The 19,222-nt window shown below is 45.7% G+C and carries 17 protein-coding genes and 1 pseudogene; 14 read left to right on the top strand and 4 right to left on the bottom strand.

Annotated elements, in window-relative coordinates; genetic code table 11:
• The first annotated feature begins 184 nt into the window (after positions 1-184).
• Both CCC17_RS10485 and CCC17_RS10480 read left to right on the top strand, forming a co-directional pair.
• Complete coding sequence (locus tag CCC17_RS10485; RefSeq protein WP_015525717.1) at positions 185-838, top strand: DUF3786 domain-containing protein; 654 nt, start codon at positions 185-187, stop codon at positions 836-838.
• Positions 839-997: 159 nt separating this feature from the next.
• Entirely contained in the window at positions 998-3,424 is a 2,427-nt protein-coding gene (locus CCC17_RS10480) for a two-component system response regulator (protein WP_287083042.1), read from the top strand.
• A gap of 29 nt (positions 3,425-3,453) precedes the next feature.
• On the opposite strand, the gene CCC17_RS10475 is transcribed toward CCC17_RS10480, so the two are convergent.
• Both CCC17_RS10475 and CCC17_RS10470 read right to left on the bottom strand, forming a co-directional pair.
• The gene (locus tag CCC17_RS10475) at positions 3,454-4,248 is read right to left on the bottom strand and encodes an ABC transporter permease (protein ID WP_287083163.1); all 795 of its coding nucleotides are present in this window, start codon (positions 4,246-4,248) and stop codon (positions 3,454-3,456) included.
• Positions 4,241-5,008 carry an ABC transporter ATP-binding protein gene (locus tag CCC17_RS10470; protein WP_144094139.1) on the bottom strand — a complete coding sequence of 256 codons (768 nt, stop codon included), beginning with the start codon at positions 5,006-5,008 and terminating at the stop codon, positions 4,241-4,243. The genes CCC17_RS10475 and CCC17_RS10470 overlap by 8 nt, the downstream gene beginning before the upstream one ends.
• Positions 5,009-5,137: 129 nt before the next feature.
• Here CCC17_RS10470 and CCC17_RS10465 point away from each other — a divergent pair, with 129 nt between their 5' ends.
• The 7 genes from CCC17_RS10465 to CCC17_RS10435 all read left to right on the top strand — a co-directional run bounded on the left by CCC17_RS10465 (position 5,138) and on the right by CCC17_RS10435 (position 12,503).
• Positions 5,138-5,803, top strand: a complete 666-nt coding sequence (locus tag CCC17_RS10465) for an epoxyqueuosine reductase QueH (RefSeq protein WP_173739925.1) — start codon at positions 5,138-5,140, stop codon at positions 5,801-5,803.
• A gap of 151 nt (positions 5,804-5,954) precedes the next feature.
• Positions 5,955-7,334 (top strand): argininosuccinate lyase, encoded by a 1,380-nt coding sequence (argH, locus tag CCC17_RS10460; protein WP_015525719.1) that lies wholly within the window; start codon positions 5,955-5,957, stop codon positions 7,332-7,334.
• 93 nt (positions 7,335-7,427) lie between these two features.
• The gene (gene asd, locus CCC17_RS10455; protein ID WP_287083041.1) at positions 7,428-8,513 is read left to right on the top strand and encodes an aspartate-semialdehyde dehydrogenase; all 1,086 of its coding nucleotides are present in this window, start codon (positions 7,428-7,430) and stop codon (positions 8,511-8,513) included.
• A gap of 99 nt (positions 8,514-8,612) precedes the next feature.
• Positions 8,613-8,849, top strand: a complete 237-nt coding sequence (locus CCC17_RS10450; RefSeq protein WP_279030647.1) for a DUF3343 domain-containing protein — start codon at positions 8,613-8,615, stop codon at positions 8,847-8,849.
• Between the two features lie 180 nt (positions 8,850-9,029).
• Positions 9,030-9,785, top strand: a complete 756-nt coding sequence (locus CCC17_RS10445; protein ID WP_173740673.1) for a formate/nitrite transporter family protein — start codon at positions 9,030-9,032, stop codon at positions 9,783-9,785.
• 1 nt (position 9,786) lies between these two features.
• Positions 9,787-11,838: a DNA topoisomerase gene (locus CCC17_RS10440; RefSeq protein WP_215638509.1), complete on the top strand. Its 2,052-nt coding sequence runs from the start codon at positions 9,787-9,789 to the stop codon at positions 11,836-11,838.
• The gene (locus CCC17_RS10435; protein ID WP_021651109.1) at positions 11,835-12,503 is read left to right on the top strand and encodes a transferase; all 669 of its coding nucleotides are present in this window, start codon (positions 11,835-11,837) and stop codon (positions 12,501-12,503) included. The genes CCC17_RS10440 and CCC17_RS10435 overlap by 4 nt, the downstream gene beginning before the upstream one ends.
• A gap of 124 nt (positions 12,504-12,627) precedes the next feature.
• On the opposite strand, the gene CCC17_RS10430 is transcribed toward CCC17_RS10435, so the two are convergent.
• Entirely contained in the window at positions 12,628-13,365 is a 738-nt protein-coding gene (locus tag CCC17_RS10430; protein WP_173739923.1) for a TraX family protein, read from the bottom strand.
• Between the two features lie 246 nt (positions 13,366-13,611).
• On the opposite strand from CCC17_RS10430, the gene CCC17_RS10425 reads away from it, so the two are divergent.
• From CCC17_RS10425 to CCC17_RS10415, 3 genes are all read left to right on the top strand, one after another.
• Positions 13,612-14,304 (top strand): iron-sulfur cluster assembly scaffold protein, encoded by a 693-nt coding sequence (locus CCC17_RS10425; protein WP_015525726.1) that lies wholly within the window; start codon positions 13,612-13,614, stop codon positions 14,302-14,304.
• A gap of 40 nt (positions 14,305-14,344) precedes the next feature.
• Entirely contained in the window at positions 14,345-15,355 is a 1,011-nt protein-coding gene (locus CCC17_RS10420; RefSeq protein ID WP_015525727.1) for a GGGtGRT protein, read from the top strand.
• Between the two features lie 212 nt (positions 15,356-15,567).
• Positions 15,568-15,861 carry a phage holin family protein gene (locus CCC17_RS10415; RefSeq protein WP_287083039.1) on the top strand — a complete coding sequence of 98 codons (294 nt, stop codon included), beginning with the start codon at positions 15,568-15,570 and terminating at the stop codon, positions 15,859-15,861.
• A 189-nt stretch (positions 15,862-16,050) separates the two neighbouring features.
• Here CCC17_RS10415 and CCC17_RS10410 read toward each other — a convergent pair whose 3' ends face one another.
• Positions 16,051-17,334 carry an O-acetylhomoserine aminocarboxypropyltransferase/cysteine synthase family protein gene (locus tag CCC17_RS10410; protein ID WP_173741461.1) on the bottom strand — a complete coding sequence of 428 codons (1,284 nt, stop codon included), beginning with the start codon at positions 17,332-17,334 and terminating at the stop codon, positions 16,051-16,053.
• Between the two features lie 487 nt (positions 17,335-17,821).
• Here CCC17_RS10410 and CCC17_RS10405 point away from each other — a divergent pair.
• Positions 17,822-17,917: pseudogene (locus CCC17_RS10405) on the top strand (sugar phosphate isomerase/epimerase); the annotation flags it as partial.
• A gap of 359 nt (positions 17,918-18,276) precedes the next feature.
• Positions 18,277-19,182, top strand: a complete 906-nt coding sequence (nadA, locus tag CCC17_RS10400; RefSeq protein WP_021651119.1) for a quinolinate synthase NadA — start codon at positions 18,277-18,279, stop codon at positions 19,180-19,182.
• The last annotated feature ends 40 nt before the right edge of the window (positions 19,183-19,222 follow it).

The raw sequence follows: 19,222 nt of genomic DNA, 5'->3' as shown, positions 1-19,222 counted from the left end.
TGTCGAAAAAAAGAAACGTTTAAGAAGGTTCCGGGATGCTGAAAAAACAGTAACACTGAAAATAGCCGGATTTCGGATACATCGGCGAAGATTCTTGCGGAAAATGTGAAAGCAGTGTATTCTGTAAAAAAAGTCCGGAATACAGCGGAGAAAGGATATCGATATCAGACAGGGAGAAGACAGGATGAAAGAAGAAAGAATTTCCAACTATGTAAAACTATGTGAAGAGTGGGCACAACGCTTTTTGAAGATGGATCAGGCAGATCTGCATAAACGGGTGCCGGAACTGAAGGAAGAAAACGGGTTTCTCACGATCATTCATTTCGGAAGAAGATATGGGGTGAGTCTGGAAGACGGCAGTATCCGGAGCCTGGATGGACAGAGAGAACCGGATACTACGGAGATGCTGAATATTTATACGCTTTTGGGGTATGCGAAAGAGGGGGCTTTTATTATGGATAAGTGGGTCCCTTTTGCAGATCTCAGGAATGCAAGACCATTTGCGCCGGCGTATCAGATCGGAGAGACGGATGTGTTCAGTGCTACATTTTCCGGCCATGAAAAGGAATTGAGGGAGGCGTTTCAGAAGCTTGACGGCAGGGAACTGCCCCAGGGTGATGTGGGATATGAGATCAGGGCCTTTGACTGTATGCCTATGAGATTCTTTTTCTGGGAACGGGACGAGGAGTTTGAAGCACAGGGAAATATCCTGTTTGATTACAGTGCCACAGATTTCAATCATGTGGAGAGTGCGGTATCCATAGCAGATTCCGGAATCAAAAGGCTTGCGGAGCTTGCCGGGGTTCCGCTCAGGGGGAAATCTTTTCAGATGCGCTGATAACCGAAATATAATAAAACCAATATGAAAAATAAATAATACGAAAGATAATTGCAGTTATCAGAAAAATCGTATATAATGAAGGAATATTTAAGGATTTTGAGACAGTAACTGTCACGAAGGATCTATGAGAAATTTACGAATCCGGAGGTGATGCTCGTGGGGAAAAATGCATCGGGAATGTATGTCATAGATGAGGATTATAAGATTATCAGCTATAACCTGGCAGCACGTGAGATCTATCCGCAGCTGAAGAGGGGCGAGAAATGCTATCACTGTCTGAGAAACAGAGAAACTCCCTGTGAGATCTGTCCGGTCGTTAACGGGATCAAAGGTCCGAAGAATTATCTGGAACCGGGACGGAATATCCTGCGTTCGGTTGATGCTGTGGAGATTCCGCTGGAATCCGGCGGGACAGGACATGCCCTTGTTTTTTCGGATACAGAGACGAATGATGAGATCAGCAGCGGAATGATGGAGAATCCGATTCTTATGGGGATCATTAATGTTCTCGGAAAAAATTTTATCAATATCTACTCTGTTGACAGAGAGACTCATAAGGTCCAGGTATGCCGCTTCCAGGGGCAGAGTGGAGCTTATGGGGAGGAGGGACTTCGCAGGGATGAATCCTATGAGAAGATCATGGATATTTATATTGAGAGCAGTGTTGCGGCAGAGGACAGGATCCGGATGCATCAGATGATGGATTTTGAGAAGATATGCCAACGTCTTACAAGGATTCCCCAGTTGATGGTACATTATCGTGTACGCCGAAGCAACGGGAGGATTGAATATTTCTATGTGAAATGTGCCAGGGTAGGAACGGCTGAGGATTTTCAGACCGTGGTGTTTGCTTTTGCCAATGAGGATATGGATGTACGGTACAGTGAGATGGAGGCCATACTGGAACCAGGAGGAACAGCATCCGGAAGAAAACTTCTTATTGTAGTGAATGACGAGACGGATCGGAAAGCGCTTACAGAACATCTGGAGGGCAGTTTTGAGGTTATCACTGCGATGAATGAAGCAGAGGGGATGAAGCGTCTGTCTGAGAATTACAAAACCCTTTCTGCAATTCTTCTTGATATGAGTGTGCCGGTATGTGATGAATTTCAGTTTCTGGAGCTGATCCGTGATGATGTGATGCTGACCTCTGTGCCTGTGATCATCATAACCGGAAGTAACCGGTTGGAGGATGAGGTGCGATGTCTGGAACTGGGAGCAGTGGATTTTGTACGGAAACCGTATAATGTCCGTATATTAAAAAGTAAGATCAACAATGTGATCAAGCTGAGAGAGCCCGTGATGGTACTCTCAGCTCTGGAATATGATGATCTTACAGGGCTTTATATCAGACAGGCCTTTTTCCATCATGCAAAGACGCTGATGCGCTTTAATACGAATCAGGATTTTCATGTGGTGGTGGCAGATATAAAGAACTTTAAATGGATCAACGGAACCTATGGAGAGAAGACCGGTGATCAGGTTCTTACCTATCTGGGAGATACGTATAGAAATCAGGTTCGCTACGGGACGGTGGGCAGATATGGAGGAGACCAGTTTGTAGCCATCATATATGGAAAGAAAGAGATCCGTATGGCAGATATGGAGAAATTTATCCACAGGGTCGAGAGCGGAGCGCCGATTCCTAATCTGGTGGTCAACTATGGGGTTTATGAGAATGTGGATAAGACACTGCCTTTTACCCTGATCTGTGACAGGGCTTTTCTGGCCATGAAGAGTATCCGGGATGACTATGAGCACCAGATCGCTTTTTATGATGATGAGATGAGACAGAGGCATATCCGTAACGGACAGATGGAGAATGCTTTCGTGGAGGCTATACGCAATGAAGAATTCGTAGTCTACCTGCAGCCGAAATACAGTGTGGAGACAGAAGAGATCGTTGGGGCGGAGGCACTGGTGCGCTGGAAGAGAGCGGAAGGAACTATGGTTTCGCCGGGAGAATTTATCCCTCTTTTTGAGAAGGATGGTCTGATCGTACGCCTTGATGAATATGTTTTCCGAAAGGTATGCAGCATCCAGGGGGAACGTATAAGATCAGGGAAAAAGATACTTCCGATTTCGGTGAATCTGTCACGTGCCAGTATCCATTACGATAATATGATCTGTCGTTATGTGAAGATCGTGGAAGAAAATGGCATTCCGTTTTCTTCTGTTCCCATTGAATTGACAGAAACTGCTGCGTTGTATAATGATCGGATCAGTAAGCTCATAGAGAAGATGGTGGATGCAGGATTCGAGCTGCATATGGATGATTTTGGCTCCGGCTATTCATCTATGACAAGCCTGAACCAGCTGCCATTCGATACTCTGAAGCTGGATAAAAGTCTGATCGATTACATAGAGAATTTTCGTGGGCAGCAGGTAATCCGTCATACCATTTCGCTGGCACACAGACTTGGAATGAAGGTTCTTGCCGAGGGCGTGGAGAAAGCAAAACAGGTGGAGATCCTGCGAAGCCTGAGCTGCGATGAGATCCAGGGCTTTTATTATGCACGGCCTTTGCCGTGGGAAAACTTTGAAACAAAGGTTATAAGAGCAAAAGAGGCGTGTAAAAAATGAGAGATCATTTTTACACGCCCTTTTTACAGCTAATGCTTCCGGACCTGTTTTTCAATAAGATAAAGTGCAAAATACAGCAGCATGGCAATGATGCAGAGGATCACAATGGACATCAGGACCCATGTAAGTCTGAATGTCTGGCTTCCGTAAATGATCAGGTATCCCAGGCCTTTTCGGGCACCGATAAATTCTCCGATGATCACGCCCACCAGGCAAAGCCCGATGTTGACCTTCATCACACTCAGGATAAGAGGAATGGAGGAGGGCAGGACGATCTTCAGAAGCTTTTCCTTTTTGTGTCCCCCCAGAGTTTCGATCAGCTTCAGCTTTTCCGGATCTGCCTGGCAGAAGCCGGAGTACAGATTGATAACGGAACCGAAGATGGCTACAGACATGCCGGCGACCACAATGGTACGTTCGTTGGCACCAAGCCATACGATCAGAAGAGGGGCCAGAGCAGATTTCGGGAGACTGTTCAGTACCACCAGGCATGGCTCCAGGATCCGTGCGATCCGTCGGGAGCACCAGAGAAGTACTGCGGTTCCTACGCCCAGGATCACAACAAAAAAGAAACTGACAAGAGTTTCTGCCAGTGTCACGGCAATATGTGCAAACAGGGACTGATCCCTGCACATGGAAAGAAAGGTCTCTGCGATCAGGGAAGGACTGCTGAAGATAAAGGAATCGATCCATCCAAGATCAGAGGATATTTCCCAAAGTCCCATAAACAGAACAAAAAGAAGTGTTCGTGCAGCCAGGATAATGTGTTTTTCTTTTTTCTGCCGTGCAAGATATTGTTTCTGCTGTTTGGAAATTTCAGGCATTTTCATTGAGCTCCTTCCATATGATGTTAAAATATTTCTTAAAATCCGGAGCATTTCTGGAGGAGAGGGGAGTGCGGTCGCTGATATCCAGATCGATATCAATGATCTTTCGTACAGTGGCAGGACGTGCAGAAAGGATCAGTACCCGGTCGGCCATACTGATGGCTTCGGAGATGTCATGAGTGACCAGGATCGCAGGCTTGCCGGAGCTTTTGAGGATTTTTCCGATATCATCACTGACATTTAAGCGTGTCTGGTAATCCAGAGCGGAAAATGGTTCGTCCAGAAGAAGGAGCTCCGGTTCCAGCACCAGGGTCCGGATCAGAGCGGCACGTTGGCGCATTCCGCCGGAAAGCTGGGAAGGGCGGGCATCACGGAAACGGTCCAGACCGTAGGTCTGAAGAAGGGCTTCTGCATGTGCCAGTTTTTCAGGTGTGAGCTCTTTCCGGATCTCCAGGCCGAGAAGGATGTTTTTGTAGATGCTCCGCCATTCCAGAAGATGATCCTTCTGGAGCATATATCCTACAGCGGCACTGCCGGAGGATACCGGACGGTCTCCCAGAGTAATGGAACCGTGCTCAGGAGTGAGCAGGCCGGCAATGAGATTCAGAAGAGTGGATTTTCCGCATCCGGAAGGTCCTACAATGGACAGGAATTCACCGGGCATCAGGTCAAAGGATATATGAGAAAGGGCGGGTGTCTCACCGGACAATGTGTGATAGGAGAGACACACGTCCCGCACTTTCAGGACAGGATTCATGGATGTTGCCTCCTTTTCGTAGATAATGGTATAATATTATCATATGTCTGAAACATGAGAAGGCCAATGGCAGAGATGCATACTTTGATGTCTGCCTGAAAACGGTCATAGAGAAAGGAATTACAAACATTGAACAAGAGAAACTACCAGAAAGAACTGGATAAACTGATTGAAAGAAACCAGAAAGAAGGGAAAACCCCCAGACTTTTTCTGCATGCCTGCTGTGCGCCATGCAGCAGCTATGTGATGGAATATCTGTCGCAGTATTTTGAGATCACGATATTTTTTTATAATCCCAATATCGCACCGTTGGAGGAATATTCACACCGCGTGGCTGAGATCCGCCGCCTGATCGGGGAGATGGAATTTGTCCATCCGGTAACTCTTATGGAGGGCCGGTATGACCCGAAGGAATTTTATGAAATGGCAAAAGGCCTGGAAGATGTTCCAGAAGGAGGAGAGAGGTGCTTTCGGTGTTACCGCCTGCGGATGGAAGAGGCGGCAAAGCTGGCGAAGGAGGGAGGATATGATTATTTCACCACAACATTAAGTATCAGTCCGCTGAAAAATGCACAGAAGATCAATGAGATTGGCGAGGAGCTGGCAGAAATCTATAAAGTGCCACATCTGACTTCAGATTTTAAGAAAAAGAATGGCTACAAGCGTTCTATTGAGCTGTCTCATGAGCATGCTCTGTACCGGCAGAATTACTGCGGCTGTGTATTTTCAAAGAAAGAAGCCATGGACAGAGAACGGCTGGTTACTGAGAACCGAGTGAACAGTAACAACGGCTGAAGACAGCAAACGTATAATTATGAAAAACTTTGCATTTTTATAAAAATATGTTACACTAACACAGAAAAGTGCAGACGTCCGGGAGACGGAGCTCGTGTATGTCCGGAGAAGATAGTTCTGCCGCAAAAAAGAAAAGTGAGGAAGAATCAATATGGCACAGTTATGGGGAGGCCGTTTTACAAAAGAAACGGACAAGCTGGTTTACAATTTTAACGCATCCATTTCCTTTGATCAAAAATTTTACAGACAGGATATCCGTGGAAGCAAGGCACATGTTGCCATGCTTGCAAAACAGGGGATCCTGACAGAGGAAGAAAAGGAGCAGATCACAGAAGGACTGGACGGTATCCTTGCAGACGTGGAAGCAGGCAAGCTGGAGATCACAGCGGAGTATGAGGATATCCACAGCTTCGTGGAGGCAAACCTGATCGACCGTATCGGAGATGCCGGAAAGAAGCTTCACACAGGAAGAAGCCGTAATGACCAGGTAGCTCTGGATATGAAGCTTTATGTCCGCGACGAGATCGATGAGACAGATAAGGAGCTGAAGGACCTTCTTCTTGCCCTGCAGAAGATCATGGAAGAGAATGTTCACACCTACATGCCGGGATTTACCCACCTTCAGAAGGCACAGCCGGTAACTCTGGCACACCATGTAGGCGCATATTTTGAGATGTTCCGCAGAGACCGTGACAGACTTTTTGATATCCGTAAGAGAATGAATACCTGTCCGCTTGGAGCGGGAGCACTGGCAGGAACCACTTATCCGCTGGATCGTGCCTATACTGCAGAGCTTCTCGGCTTTGATGCACCAACCAGAAACAGTATGGATTCCGTATCTGACAGAGATTATGTCATCGAGCTTCTCAGTGCATTTTCTACAATCATGATGCATCTGAGCCGTTTTTCAGAGGAGATCATTCTGTGGAATTCCAATGAGTACCGTTTCGTTGAGATCGATGACGCATACAGCACAGGCAGCAGTATCATGCCGCAGAAGAAGAATCCGGATATCGCAGAGCTTGTCCGTGGAAAAACAGGCCGTGTTTACGGAGCGCTGACATCTATTCTCACAACCATGAAGGGAATCCCGCTTGCATACAACAAAGATATGCAGGAAGACAAGGAGCTGACCTTTGATGCCATCGACACCGTAAAAGGCTGTATCGCCCTGTTTACCGGCATGGTTTCCACTATGCAGTTCAACAAAGCCAACATGGAGGCAAGTGCAAAGAGAGGCTTTACAAACGCCACAGACGCAGCAGACTATCTGGTTAACCACGGTGTACCGTTCCGTGATGCTCACGGCATCGTCGGAAGACTGGTCCTTCTCTGTCTGGATAAGGGAATCTCTCTGGATGAGCTTCCGCTTTCCGAGTACAAAGAGATCAGTCCTGTGTTTGAGGAGGACATCTATGAAGCCATCAGTATGAAGACCTGCGTGGAAAAACGTGTGACTCTGGGAGCGCCGGGACCGGACGTGATGGAGCAGGTGATCGCTCAGAATAAAGAATATCTTGAAAAAAATTAAGATAATGCTTGCATTTTAGGAAAAATTGGTATAGTATTTACAGAAAAGACAAATGTGTGCCATGGAGGGACACGAGATGAGGAGAGTTTTATTATGAGTGAAAAGCTTAAAGTCGGTATTTTAGGTGCAACTGGAATGGTTGGTCAGAGATTCATTTCTCTTCTGGAGAATCACCCGTGGTTTGAGGTGGTTACTGTAGCGGCAAGCCCGAGAAGCGCAGGCAAGACCTACGAGGAGGCTGTGGGCGGCAGATGGAAAATGGATACTCCGATGCCGGAGGCAGTAAAGAAGCTGGTTGTTATGGATATCCACGAGGTTGAGAAGGTTGCAGCTACTGTTGACTTTGTATTTTCCGCAGTTGATATGACGAAGGATGAGATCAAGGCGATCGAGGAAGAATATGCAAAGACAGAGACACCGGTTGTGTCCAACAACAGCGCACACCGCTGGACACCGGACGTTCCGATGGTAGTTCCGGAAATCAATCCGGAGCACTTTGAGGTTATCGAATTCCAGAAGAAACGTCTCGGAACAAAACGCGGCTTTGTAGCTGTTAAACCGAACTGCTCTATCCAGAGCTACGCTCCGGTACTTACCGCATGGAAAGAGTTCGAGCCGTATGAAGTAGTTGCCACTACATACCAGGCTATTTCCGGAGCAGGAAAAACCTTCAAGGACTGGCCGGAGATGGAGCACAACATCATTCCGTACATCGGTGGTGAGGAAGAGAAGAGTGAGAAGGAGCCATTAAGACTCTGGGGCAAGATCGAGGACGGCGTGATCGCTCCGGCCACCACACCTGTCATCACATGCCAGTGTGTACGTATTCCGGTCCTCAACGGACATACAGCAGCTGTATTCGTTAAATTCCGCAAGAAACCTACCAAAGAGCAGCTGATCCAGAAGCTGGTTGAGTTTAAGGGACTTCCGCAGGAGCTTGAGCTTCCAAGCGCTCCGAAGCAGTTCATCCAGTATCTTGAGGAGGACAACCGTCCGCAGGTACAGATGGATGTAAACTATGAGAATGGAATGGGAGTATCTGTAGGACGTCTTCGTGAGGATACTGTTTATGATTACAAGTTCATCGGACTTTCCCATAACACAGTAAGAGGTGCCGCAGGCGGAGCAGTTCTCTGTGCAGAAACTCTGAAAGCGAAAGGATATATCCAGGCTAAATAAGAACTGGATCCTTTACAGGAAATAAAGAAAATCGTCAGAAACGGGATATCGGTTTTTCCGGTGTCCTGTTTTTGCGTATGTGGAAGGAACAAAGGAGATATGCGCAGAAAAGTAATTACTACAGTTGTGACATTTTCCACAACCACGGCTGCCATGAAAATGGAAAAAATGGCCAGGGAATCTGAATTTCCGGGAAGGCTGATCCCGATCCCTTCAGAGATCAGTGCCCAGTGCGGACTGGCATGGAAATGCGTGGAGCAATCAGAGGAGGAAACAGAAAATTTCCTGAAAAAAAAGGAACTGGCCTGGGATGGCATCTATCGTGTTCTGGTATAAAACGGATATTGTTTGTTGTATGTAACAAAACGGAAATTTTTGAAAATTTTCGCATTTTTATTGTTAAATAATTAGTAAAGTGTTACAATATAACAAGCAGATTTCCGGAAAGCGTGTTGCTGTGAACAAAGAAGCAGCAACAAAGTGCCACGCTTGCTAAAATATGTGGAGGTGCTATTTATGAACAGGGAGGATGTAGAGAAACTGTCAACCGCTGCGAAGGGTAAGATAAACTTACTGAACAGCAATTTCGGAAAATACTTTATGCGGGCGATCATGGCCGGATTTTTTATTGATGTGGCGATGATCTACAGTAACGTTGTTGGAAATGTATTTTCCAAGACATTCCCGGAATGGGGGAAATTCCTTGGAGCCATCGTGTTCTCTATTGCGGTCCTGCTGATCGCAATGGTAGGAGGAGAGCTGTTTACCGGTAACAATCTGGTAATGGCTTTTGGTGCGTATGACAAGAGCGTATCATGGAAAGATGTTGGCAAGGTCTGGGGAATCAGTTACATCGGCAATTTTGTGGGATGCCTGATCCTGGCGCTGATCTTTGTAGGTGCCGGAGCGTCCGGTACAGCAGATTATTTTGCCGGATTTATAAACGGAAAACTGAGTATTCCGGCAGGACAGATGTTTTTCCGTGCGGTACTTTGTAATTTCTTCGTCTGTCTTGCTGTTCTCTGCGGCATTAAGCTGAAGAGTGAGTCAGGCAAGTTCCTGATGATCGTGATCTGTATTTCAGGTTTCGTTGTCAGCGGATTTGAGCATTGTATTGCAAATATGGGTATTTTTACAGTTGCATTCTGTATGGTGCCAGGATTGTCTGTCGGCGCTATGCTTAAAAGCATGGTGATCGTAACACTGGGAAATATAGTTGGCGGAGGTGTGCTTCTGGCATGGCCGCTTAGAAAGATGAGTGCAGATAAATAGTATGGCAAAGGCTTTATACATAGCGGAGAAGCCCAGCGTGGCACAGGAATTTGCGAAGGCTTTGAAAATCAACGGTCAGAGAAAAGACGGATATCTGGAATCTGATGATTCTGTGGTAACCTGGTGTGTAGGACACCTGGTTACCATGAGCTATCCCGAAAAATATGATATCAAGTTTAAAAGGTGGAGTTTTGATACCCTGCCTTTTTTGCCGCGCGAATTTAAATATGAAGTGATCCCCGGGGTCAAAAAGCAGTTCGAGATCGTAAAAGGACTGCTGAACCGGCCGGATGTGGATACCATTTATGTGTGTACCGACTCCGGACGTGAGGGTGAATATATCTACCGTCTGGTAGCCCAGATGGCAGGAGTAAAGGGGAAAGTCCAGAAACGTGTGTGGATCGATTCCCAGACAGAGGAAGAGATCTTAAGAGGAATCCGTGAAGCGAAGGATATCTCGGAGTATGATAATCTGGCAGCATCTGCGTATCTCCGCGCAAAGGAAGATTATCTTATGGGAATCAATTTTTCCAGAGTTCTGACCTTGCGCTACGGAAGCAGTGTCACCAATTATCTCCATTCCAAATATCAGGCCATTGCAGTTGGGCGTGTGATGACCTGTGTTCTTGGCATGGTGGTGCGGAGAGAACGGGAGATCCGTGTCTTTGTGAAGACACCGTTTTACCGTGTCCTTGGCAGCATTGGACTTGCAGGCGAAAATTTTGACGGTGAATGGAGAGCTGTGGAAGGCAGCCGGTATTTCCAGTCCCCGTATCTTTATAAAGAAAACGGCTTCAGGAAAAAAGAGCATGCACAGATGCTGATCGATCAGCTGATGGTGAACCAGCCCCTTTCCTGTATTGTGGAAAAGGTGGAACGAAAAAAAGAAAACAAAAATCCGCCGCTTCTTTTTAACTTGGCGGAGCTTCAGAATGTGTGCTCAAAGCTGTTTAAGATCAGTCCGGACGAGACACTCCGGATCGTACAGGAGCTTTATGAGAAGAAGCTGGTGACTTATCCGAGAACGGATGCCAGAGTTCTTTCCACGGCAGTGGCCAAGGAGATATACAAGAATATATCCGGTCTTCGAAATTATCAGCAGGCCGGTGCTGCGGCGGCAGAGGTTTTGGGGATGGAATCCTGGAAAAGCATTGCAAAGACCAGATATGTGAATGACAAGCAGATCACAGACCATTACGCGATCATTCCTACCGGTCAGGGACTGAACGCGCTGGGAAATGTGTCTCTTACCGCACAGCGTGTGTACGAGACCATTGTACGGAGATTTTTATGTATTTTTTATCCGCCGGCCGTTTATCAGAAGGTGAGTCTTGTGACGAAGCTGGACGGAGAGGCATTCTTTTCATCCTTTAAGGTTCTCAAAGAAGAAGGCTATCTGAAGATTGCCACGAATTCTTTTTCGCGGAAAAGGGCTTCAGACAGTGAGAAAAACGGAAATGGAGAGGAAGACGAGGCTTCCTGTGATACTGTGCTCCTGGAGGCGTTGCAGAAGCTGAAAAAGGGTGATATACTTCCTGTGAACGGTTTGAGTATCAAGGAGGGTGAGACTTCACCGCCCAAACGATACAATTCCGGTTCCATGATCCTTGCCATGGAAAATGCAGGACAGCTGATCGAGGATGAGGAGCTTCGAGCCCAGATCAAGGGAAGCGGGATCGGCACCAGTGCTACCCGTGCCGAGATCCTGAAGAAGCTTTTTAACATCAAATATCTGGCACTGAACAAAAAGACCCAGGTGATCACTCCAACGCTTCTTGGGGAAATGATCTTTGATGTGGTAAATTGTTCTATCCGGCAGCTTCTGAACCCGGAGCTTACGGCAAGCTGGGAAAAGGGGCTCACCTATGTGGCAGAGGGCAGCATCACGGAACAGGAATATATGGACAAGCTGGAGCATTTTGTGCGGGTACGTACCCGGCAGGTGGAGGCAAGCAATTATCAGTATAACCTGCGGCAGTTTTTTGATGCGGCCGCTGTAAACTACAGGAAGCCGGAGCGGGCTTCCGGACAGGGAGGAAAGAGATCATCATGATGAAAGATTTTACTATCAGCAATATGCTGGATCTGAATGAGACCATTGCAGCAGAGCTTTTTGAGGGAAAAACCTATCCGTGGGAGGTTCTTCCGGAGATCGGAGATTTCATTATTAAGCTGGGAAAAACACTGGATCCTTCTGAATATGAGGAGAAGGGCGAAAATGTATGGATCGCAAGATCCGCTACAGTTGCGCCGACTGCAAGTATCACCGGACCGGCTATCATTGGCAGAGACGCCGAGGTGCGCCACTGTGCATTTATCCGCGGCAAGGCTATCGTTGGTGAGGGCGCAGTTGTGGGAAATTCCACAGAGCTTAAGAATGCAGTGCTGTTTAACAAGGTTCAGGTTCCTCATTATAATTATGTTGGAGATGCTGTGCTGGGATATAAGTCCCACATGGGTGCCGGATCGATCTGTTCCAACGTAAAATCAGACAAGAAGCTGGTTGTCGTAAAAGACGGGGATGAAAAGATCGAAACCGGTCTTAAGAAATTCGGAGCGATGCTCGGAGATCATGTTGAAGTCGGATGCGGTTCTGTGCTGAATCCCGGTACTGTGATCGGACGGAATTCTAATATCTACCCGCTGTCACCGGTACGTGGATGTGTTCCTGCAGATTCCATTTATAAAAATGCAAAAGAGATCGTAAAGAAAAAATAAGAAACAGATTCTTCTGGACACGCATTTAGGCTGCACTTTTGAGAGAGTGCAGCTTTTTTTTGATGGGGTGCTGGATGCAACAGTATTGGTCGTGGAAGGATGAACCGACCGGGAGCGGGCGGGATTAAGATAAAAACAAAAGCTGTCGAAGTATGACCAGTCCTATAATATGGACTGGGTAAAACCAGTAAAAGAAATATTTTGCTGATTTTCCGCGGATGAAGCCTCTTTTTCCATTGTACAGGTTAATGGACAGAAAGGCAAAGGAGGCTCTCCATTCATAGTAAAGCCAGCAGCTTCCGAGGATTGCCTGGCCTGGCTTATCGTCTCGCATATAGTACATGATCAGCAGGAAGATATACCCCCGCCATCCATAGTCTGCTTTCAGAAAAATGGAAACAACAAGCAGTCCCAGGATGCAGAGAAGCTGCATCGAAGGTCTGGTCTGGAAATATTCGATGGCACAAAAGGCCAGATATCCGAGGAAAAGCGTAAAAAACACATTTTGTCTTTCGTAACGCAGCGTATTTGTAAACATCAGATTCCACGGAATTTCTGAGAGCAGCGCAAAAAGAAGGAGATTTCTTCCATAGAGGAACCGGCTCCGCGTATGCCGGAAGCCTTCCAGCAGGAGAAAACAGAAGATGGGAAAAGCAGCTCTTCCGATATCGCGGAAAATAAGATATACAGTATATTCTCTGCCGAAAAGTGTAAACAGGATTTTCTGTGCGGGCTGATACATACTGAGCAGCACAGCTCCGATATGATCGATCAGCATGGTGATGACCGCGATCATCTTCAGAGCGCTTCCGCTGAGAATGCGGTATTTTTCTGGAAAAACAGAATCCACAGATGCATTCATGAAAAATATACCTCCAAGGTTAAACTTGCTAATATATTATCACATACATACAGTAGTTGCCAGAAATATTTGACAGTTAGGCATGCAATACTGCCGGAATAACTACCAATATTATGCGTTTTATGGCAAAATTTTATCAAATATGACTGGACGAAACAAAGGTTTTGTGAGAAAATAGCCGTAGGGTGTTATCGAACTTTTTTTCTCAATAACATCGGTCAATCTATACTTGAAAGGAGTTTTAAAATGATTTATTCACGCGAAGTAGAAGAAATGTGTCCAGTGGCACAGGGCGTACATCATGGTGCCGCTCCGATCCCGGAAGAAGCAAAATGGGTTCAGGCAAAAGAAGTAAAGGATATCTCCGGATTTACACACGGTGTTGGCTGGTGTGCTCCGCAGCAGGGTGCTTGTAAGCTTTCCCTTAACGTTAAAGAGGGAATCATCCAGGAGGCACTTGTCGAGACAATCGGATGTTCAGGAATGACTCACTCTGCAGCTATGGCTTCTGAGATCCTTCCAGGACTTACCGTTATGGAGGCACTGAACACAGACCTTGTATGTGATGCAATCAATACAGCTATGAGAGAGCTTTTCCTTCAGATCGTTTACGGACGTTCCCAGTCTGCATTCTCCGAGGACGGACTTGCAGTAGGCGCTGGTCTTGAGGACCTTGGAAAAGGACTTCGTTCTCAGGTTGGTACAATGTATGGAACTCTGAAAAAAGGACCTCGTTACCTTGAGATGGCTGAGGGTTATGTTACAGGTATCGCTCTTGATGAGAACGATGAGATCATCGGATATCAGTTCGTAAGCCTTGGAAAAATGACTGACTTCATTAAGAAAGGTGATGACCCGAACACAGCATGGGAGAAAGCAAAAGGTCAGTACGGCCGTGTTGCAGATGCTGTTAAGATCATCGACCCAAGAAAAGAGTAATTACACTTCGTAAGGTAAAAATATCAGGAGGTTACAGGAAATGGCTTTATTTGAATCATATGAGAGACGAATTGACAAGATCAATTCTGTTTTAAACAGCTATGGAATCGCTTCTATCGAAGAAGCTGAGAAAATCACTAAAGACGCAGGACTGAACGTTTACGATCAGATCAAAGGCATTCAGCCGATCTGCTTCGAGAACGCTTGTTGGGCTTACACAGTAGGTGCAGCTATCGCGATCAAAAAAGGCTGCAGAAGAGCCGCTGACGCAGCAGCAGCTATCGGAGAAGGCCTTCAGGCTTTCTGTATCCCGGGATCCGTTGCAGACACACGTAAAGTAGGTCTTGGACATGGAAACCTTGGAAAGATGCTTCTTGAGGAAGAGACAGACTGCTTCTGCTTCCTTGCAGGACATGAGTCTTTCGCAGCAGCTGAGGGTGCGATCGGTATCGCAGAGAAAGCAAACAAGGTTCGTAAAAAACCTCTTCGTGTTATCCTGAACGGTCTTGGAAAAGATGCTGCTCAGATCATCTCCCGTATCAACGGCTTTACATATGTAGAGACAGAGTATGATCCATATAAGAACGAGGTTAAGGAAGTATTCCGTAAATCCTATTCTGAGGGACTTCGTGCAAAGGTTAACTGCTACGGCGCTAACAGCGTTCCGGAAGGTGTTGCGATCATGTGGAAAGAGGGCGTTGACGTTTCCATCACAGGAAACTCCACAAACCCGACTCGTTTCCAGCATCCGGTAGCAGGAACATACAAAAAAGAGTGCAACGAGAAAGGCAAAAAATACTTCTCCGTTGCTTCCGGCGGTGGTACAGGACGTACACTTCATCCGGACAATATGGCAGCAGGTCCTGCTTCCTACGGTATGACTGATACACTTGGACGTATGCATTCTGACGCTCAGTTCGCAGGATCTTCTTCCGTACCGGCTCACGTAGAGATGATGGGTCTTATCGGCGCCGGAAACAACCCGATGGTTGGTATGACAGTTGCTGTAGCTGTTTCCGTACAGGAAGCTGCTGACGCTGGCAAATTCTGATTTCAGATAACGAAAAATAGTGAGAAAGGCTGTAAACCTTAGGGTTTATGGCCTTTTTCTTTTTGCTCTGCAATAGAAAAAAATATTCTCAAAAAGTGCGAAAAAACAGCAATAGCGAACACGTAGCTAACATTTTTGGGGAATTTATGAAATATTTTTTGGAGAAATTCATAAAATAAATCAAAGCGGCAGAGGAGATACTGAGAATATTCATGGAAGCGCTTGTGAATTATATTAAACCGGAATTGCTGATCACAGCAATCGCTTTGTATTTTATGGGGATCGCACTGAAGGAGGCTCAGGCTGTGAAGGACAAATATATTCCGCTGATATTGGGGTGTGCAGGAATCCTTATATGCGGAATTTATATTTTTGCTACCTGTTCCTGTAAAAATGCACAGGATATTGCAATGGCAGTATTTACATCCACGACACAGGGAGTCCTGGTGGCGGGGCTTTCTACATATGTGAACCAGCTGATCAAACAGCTGGAAAAAGATGAATAATGGATTTTGTAAGGTAGTTTCAGATACTTGCAGCAGCTGCAGGAATTTATGCGCCAGAAGAAAGCCGTTCAGAACAGGATGCAGGTAATTTGCGGAAATGCCATAATTGAGAGTAGGAGAAAATATATCATAAAAAGGAAGGATACATCATGCATGAGCAGATGTATCCTTCCTTTTTGAATTGGTTATTTATGCATTTTTCAGTGCCTGATCCAGATCTTTGATAATATCATCCACATTTTCGATACCAATGGAAAGACGGATCATTCCGGGAGAAACTCCTGCTTCAACCAGCTGCTCGTCGTTCATCTGACGGTGGGTATGGCTGGCTGGGTGAAGGACCATAGTGATGGAAGCAGCAACATGAGTTGCGATGGTGGCAAGCTTCAGACTGTCCATAAAACGGACTGCTGCATCACGGCCACCGGTCAGTTCAAAGGAGATAACGCCGCAGGTACGGCCATCCTTCATATATTTCTGAGCCAGTGCGTGATATTTATCCTCCGGAAGTCCTGCATAATTTACATGAGAAACCTTTTCGTGTGCGTTTAGGTATTCTGCGATCTTCTGGGCATTGGAGCAATGGCGTTCAACACGCAGTGGAAGCGTTTCCAGGCCGAGGTTCAGAAGGAAGCAGTTCATCGGAGATGGAATAGAGCCCAGATCACGCATCAGCTGAGAAGTAGCCTTAGTGATGTAAGCTTTTTTTCCGAACTGCTTTGTATAGACAACACCGTGATAGGATTCATCCGGCTCTGTCAGGCCGTGATATTTATGGCCATAGGCATCCCAGTCGAAGTTACCGCTGTCGACAATGGCGCCGCCTACCTGAACGGCATGTCCGTCCATATATTTGGTGGTGGAGTGGGTAACGATATCTGCACCCCACTCGAAGGGACGGCAGTTTACCGGTGTGGCAAAGGTGTTATCCACAATAAGAGGCACGCCGTTCTGGTGTGCAACATGTGCAAATTTCTCGATGTCCAGGACGACCAGAGCCGGATTGGCGATAGTTTCTGCAAAGAGAACCTTTGTGTTCGGTTTGAATGCGGCAGCGATCTCTTCTTCTGTTGCATCGGTATCAACAAAGGTGCAGTCAATGCCAAGTTTCTTGAAGGTGACGGCAAGAAGGTTGAAGGTTCCTCCGTAAATGGTAGAAGCGGCAACAACGTGATCGCCTGCCTCACAGATATTAAATACTGCGTAGAAGTTGGCTGCCTGTCCGGAAGAAGTCAGGATCGCAGCAACACCGCCTTCCAGATCTGCGATCTTTGCAGCTACGGCATCGTTGGTCGGGTTCTGGAGACGGGTGTAAAAATATCCGTCTGCCTTCAGATCAAATAACTGGCCCATTTCGTCGGTGGTGTCATATTTGTAAGTAGTGCTTTGATAGATAGGAAGTGCACAGGGCTCGCCCTTGGATGGGGTATAGCCGGAGTGGATACATTTAGTTTCTAAATTATAGTCGCTCATAGGGATAAGTCCTTTCTGCTGTGTTTTTCGTATGAATTTAACCGAATCAGGGAAGTTTGCCTGCGTTTCAGGGATTTCTGAGGGAAGCTTTGATCCTTACAGTTCGGTTAAATAAAGTATGAAAAATGCATTTGTGTATTTTAAATAAAACTACATACAAGTATAACTCTTTATGTGTTGAAATACAATAATATTCTACATAAACTCTACTAGGGTATAAGGGAAATGAAATATTGCGTTCTGGTGCACATAATAAAACGCTATATGATCAACGTTTGTAATAAGCATAGTAAGTCATTTTATAGATGCAAAAATGTGAGTGAATGCCGAAAAAATACTGTAAAACAAACAAAATATATGAATGAAGTAACAAATAGTGAAAACCGCATAAAAACAAAATGGAAATTTTGTACAAAAAAGATATCGCATTCACGTGCACAAAAATGGTAATAAATCCGCCGTGGCTGAATGGTCGTGGAAAAGCGGCATTGCCTGCGTTTCCATGTTTGGTTTTCCGGAAAAGATGGATAAGCAGGCACCGGAAGCAAGAGAGCGGATTGAGAGAGAACTGCTGGGGAAATGATCGGGTGATCGTGGCAGATCAGAAAGAAAACTGCAATAAATGAGCAGCTGACAGTATGCAGAACGGTGAATAAGACTGATAAAATAACGAATGTGTGCAGAAACACGGTTTTCAGGATGAAAGTTTCATTGTGGAAACCGTGTTTTTTGATGTCTTTCTTTACAAAAAAACTTTACATATATCAAACAACTGTCTTGTCACATGTAAAGGACTGTGGTATTATGTGTAAGATGTTTTGAAAAAAGTTACATGATAATAAAAAATCAGACAAGTCAATATGGCGGTTACTTAATATTCGCTGTACTAGAAAGCAAAAGCAGGAATTCAAAAAAGAAATCCTGCAGGAAAGGTGAAAGATAATGACAGTTGCAGAAGAAATCCAGAAATTAAAAAAAGAAAAAGATGCCATCATCCTTGCACACTACTACGTGCGTCCCGAAGTACAGGATGTAGCTGATTATATAGGAGATTCCTTTTATCTCAGCAAGATCGCAGCTAGTGCGAAAGAGAAGACGATCGTGTTCTGTGGAGTAGGATTTATGGGAGAGAGCGCCAAGATCTTAAGTCCGGATAAAACTGTTCTGATGCCTGCCATGGATGCAGACTGTCCGATGGCTCATATGGCAACAGAAGAAGGCATCCGCAAGGTGCGAGAGGAATATGACGATGTGGCAGTTGTCTGTTACATTAATTCCACAGCAGCATTGAAGGAGCTTTCTGATGTATGTGTTACTTCCGCAAATGCAGTAAAGATCGTAAAAGCGCTTCCGAACAAAAACATCTTTTTTATCCCGGACAGAAATCTTGCACATTTTATTGCAGAACAGGTTCCTGAGAAGAACTTTATTTATAACGAAGGTTTCTGTATTGTCCATGAATTTATGGATCCGGAAGAAGTAAAAGCAGCAAAAGAAGCGCACCCGGATGCACTGGTTCTGGCACATCCGGAATGTCCTCAGACAGTTCTGAAACAGGCTGATTACATCGGAAGCACATCCGGAATCATTAAATATGCACAGGAAAGTGACAATAAAGAGTTTATCATCTGCACAGAATGTGGCGTTCAGTACAAGCTGGAAACTACCTGCCCGGATAAAAAATTCTACTTCACAGAAACCGTACCGGTTTGCAAAAACATGAAAAAAGTATTTCTGGAAAAAGTTCTCCACGTTTTGAAAACCGGGGAGAATGAGGTTCATGTAACAGACGAGACACGTGAAAACGCGAAGAGACCGCTGGAGCGGATGCTGGAACTGGCAAAATAAATAAAACACATTTGTATAAAAGATTTGTCTGAGTTGGCTG

Origin of the sequence: Blautia sp. LMAG:36, assembly GCF_008680535.1 — a bacterium.
Taxonomy (GTDB): domain Bacteria; phylum Bacillota; class Clostridia; order Lachnospirales; family Lachnospiraceae; genus Blautia_A; species Blautia_A fusiformis.
Note: the sequence above shows the minus strand (reverse complement) of the source record. Positions and strands in the feature narration are given on the sequence as shown.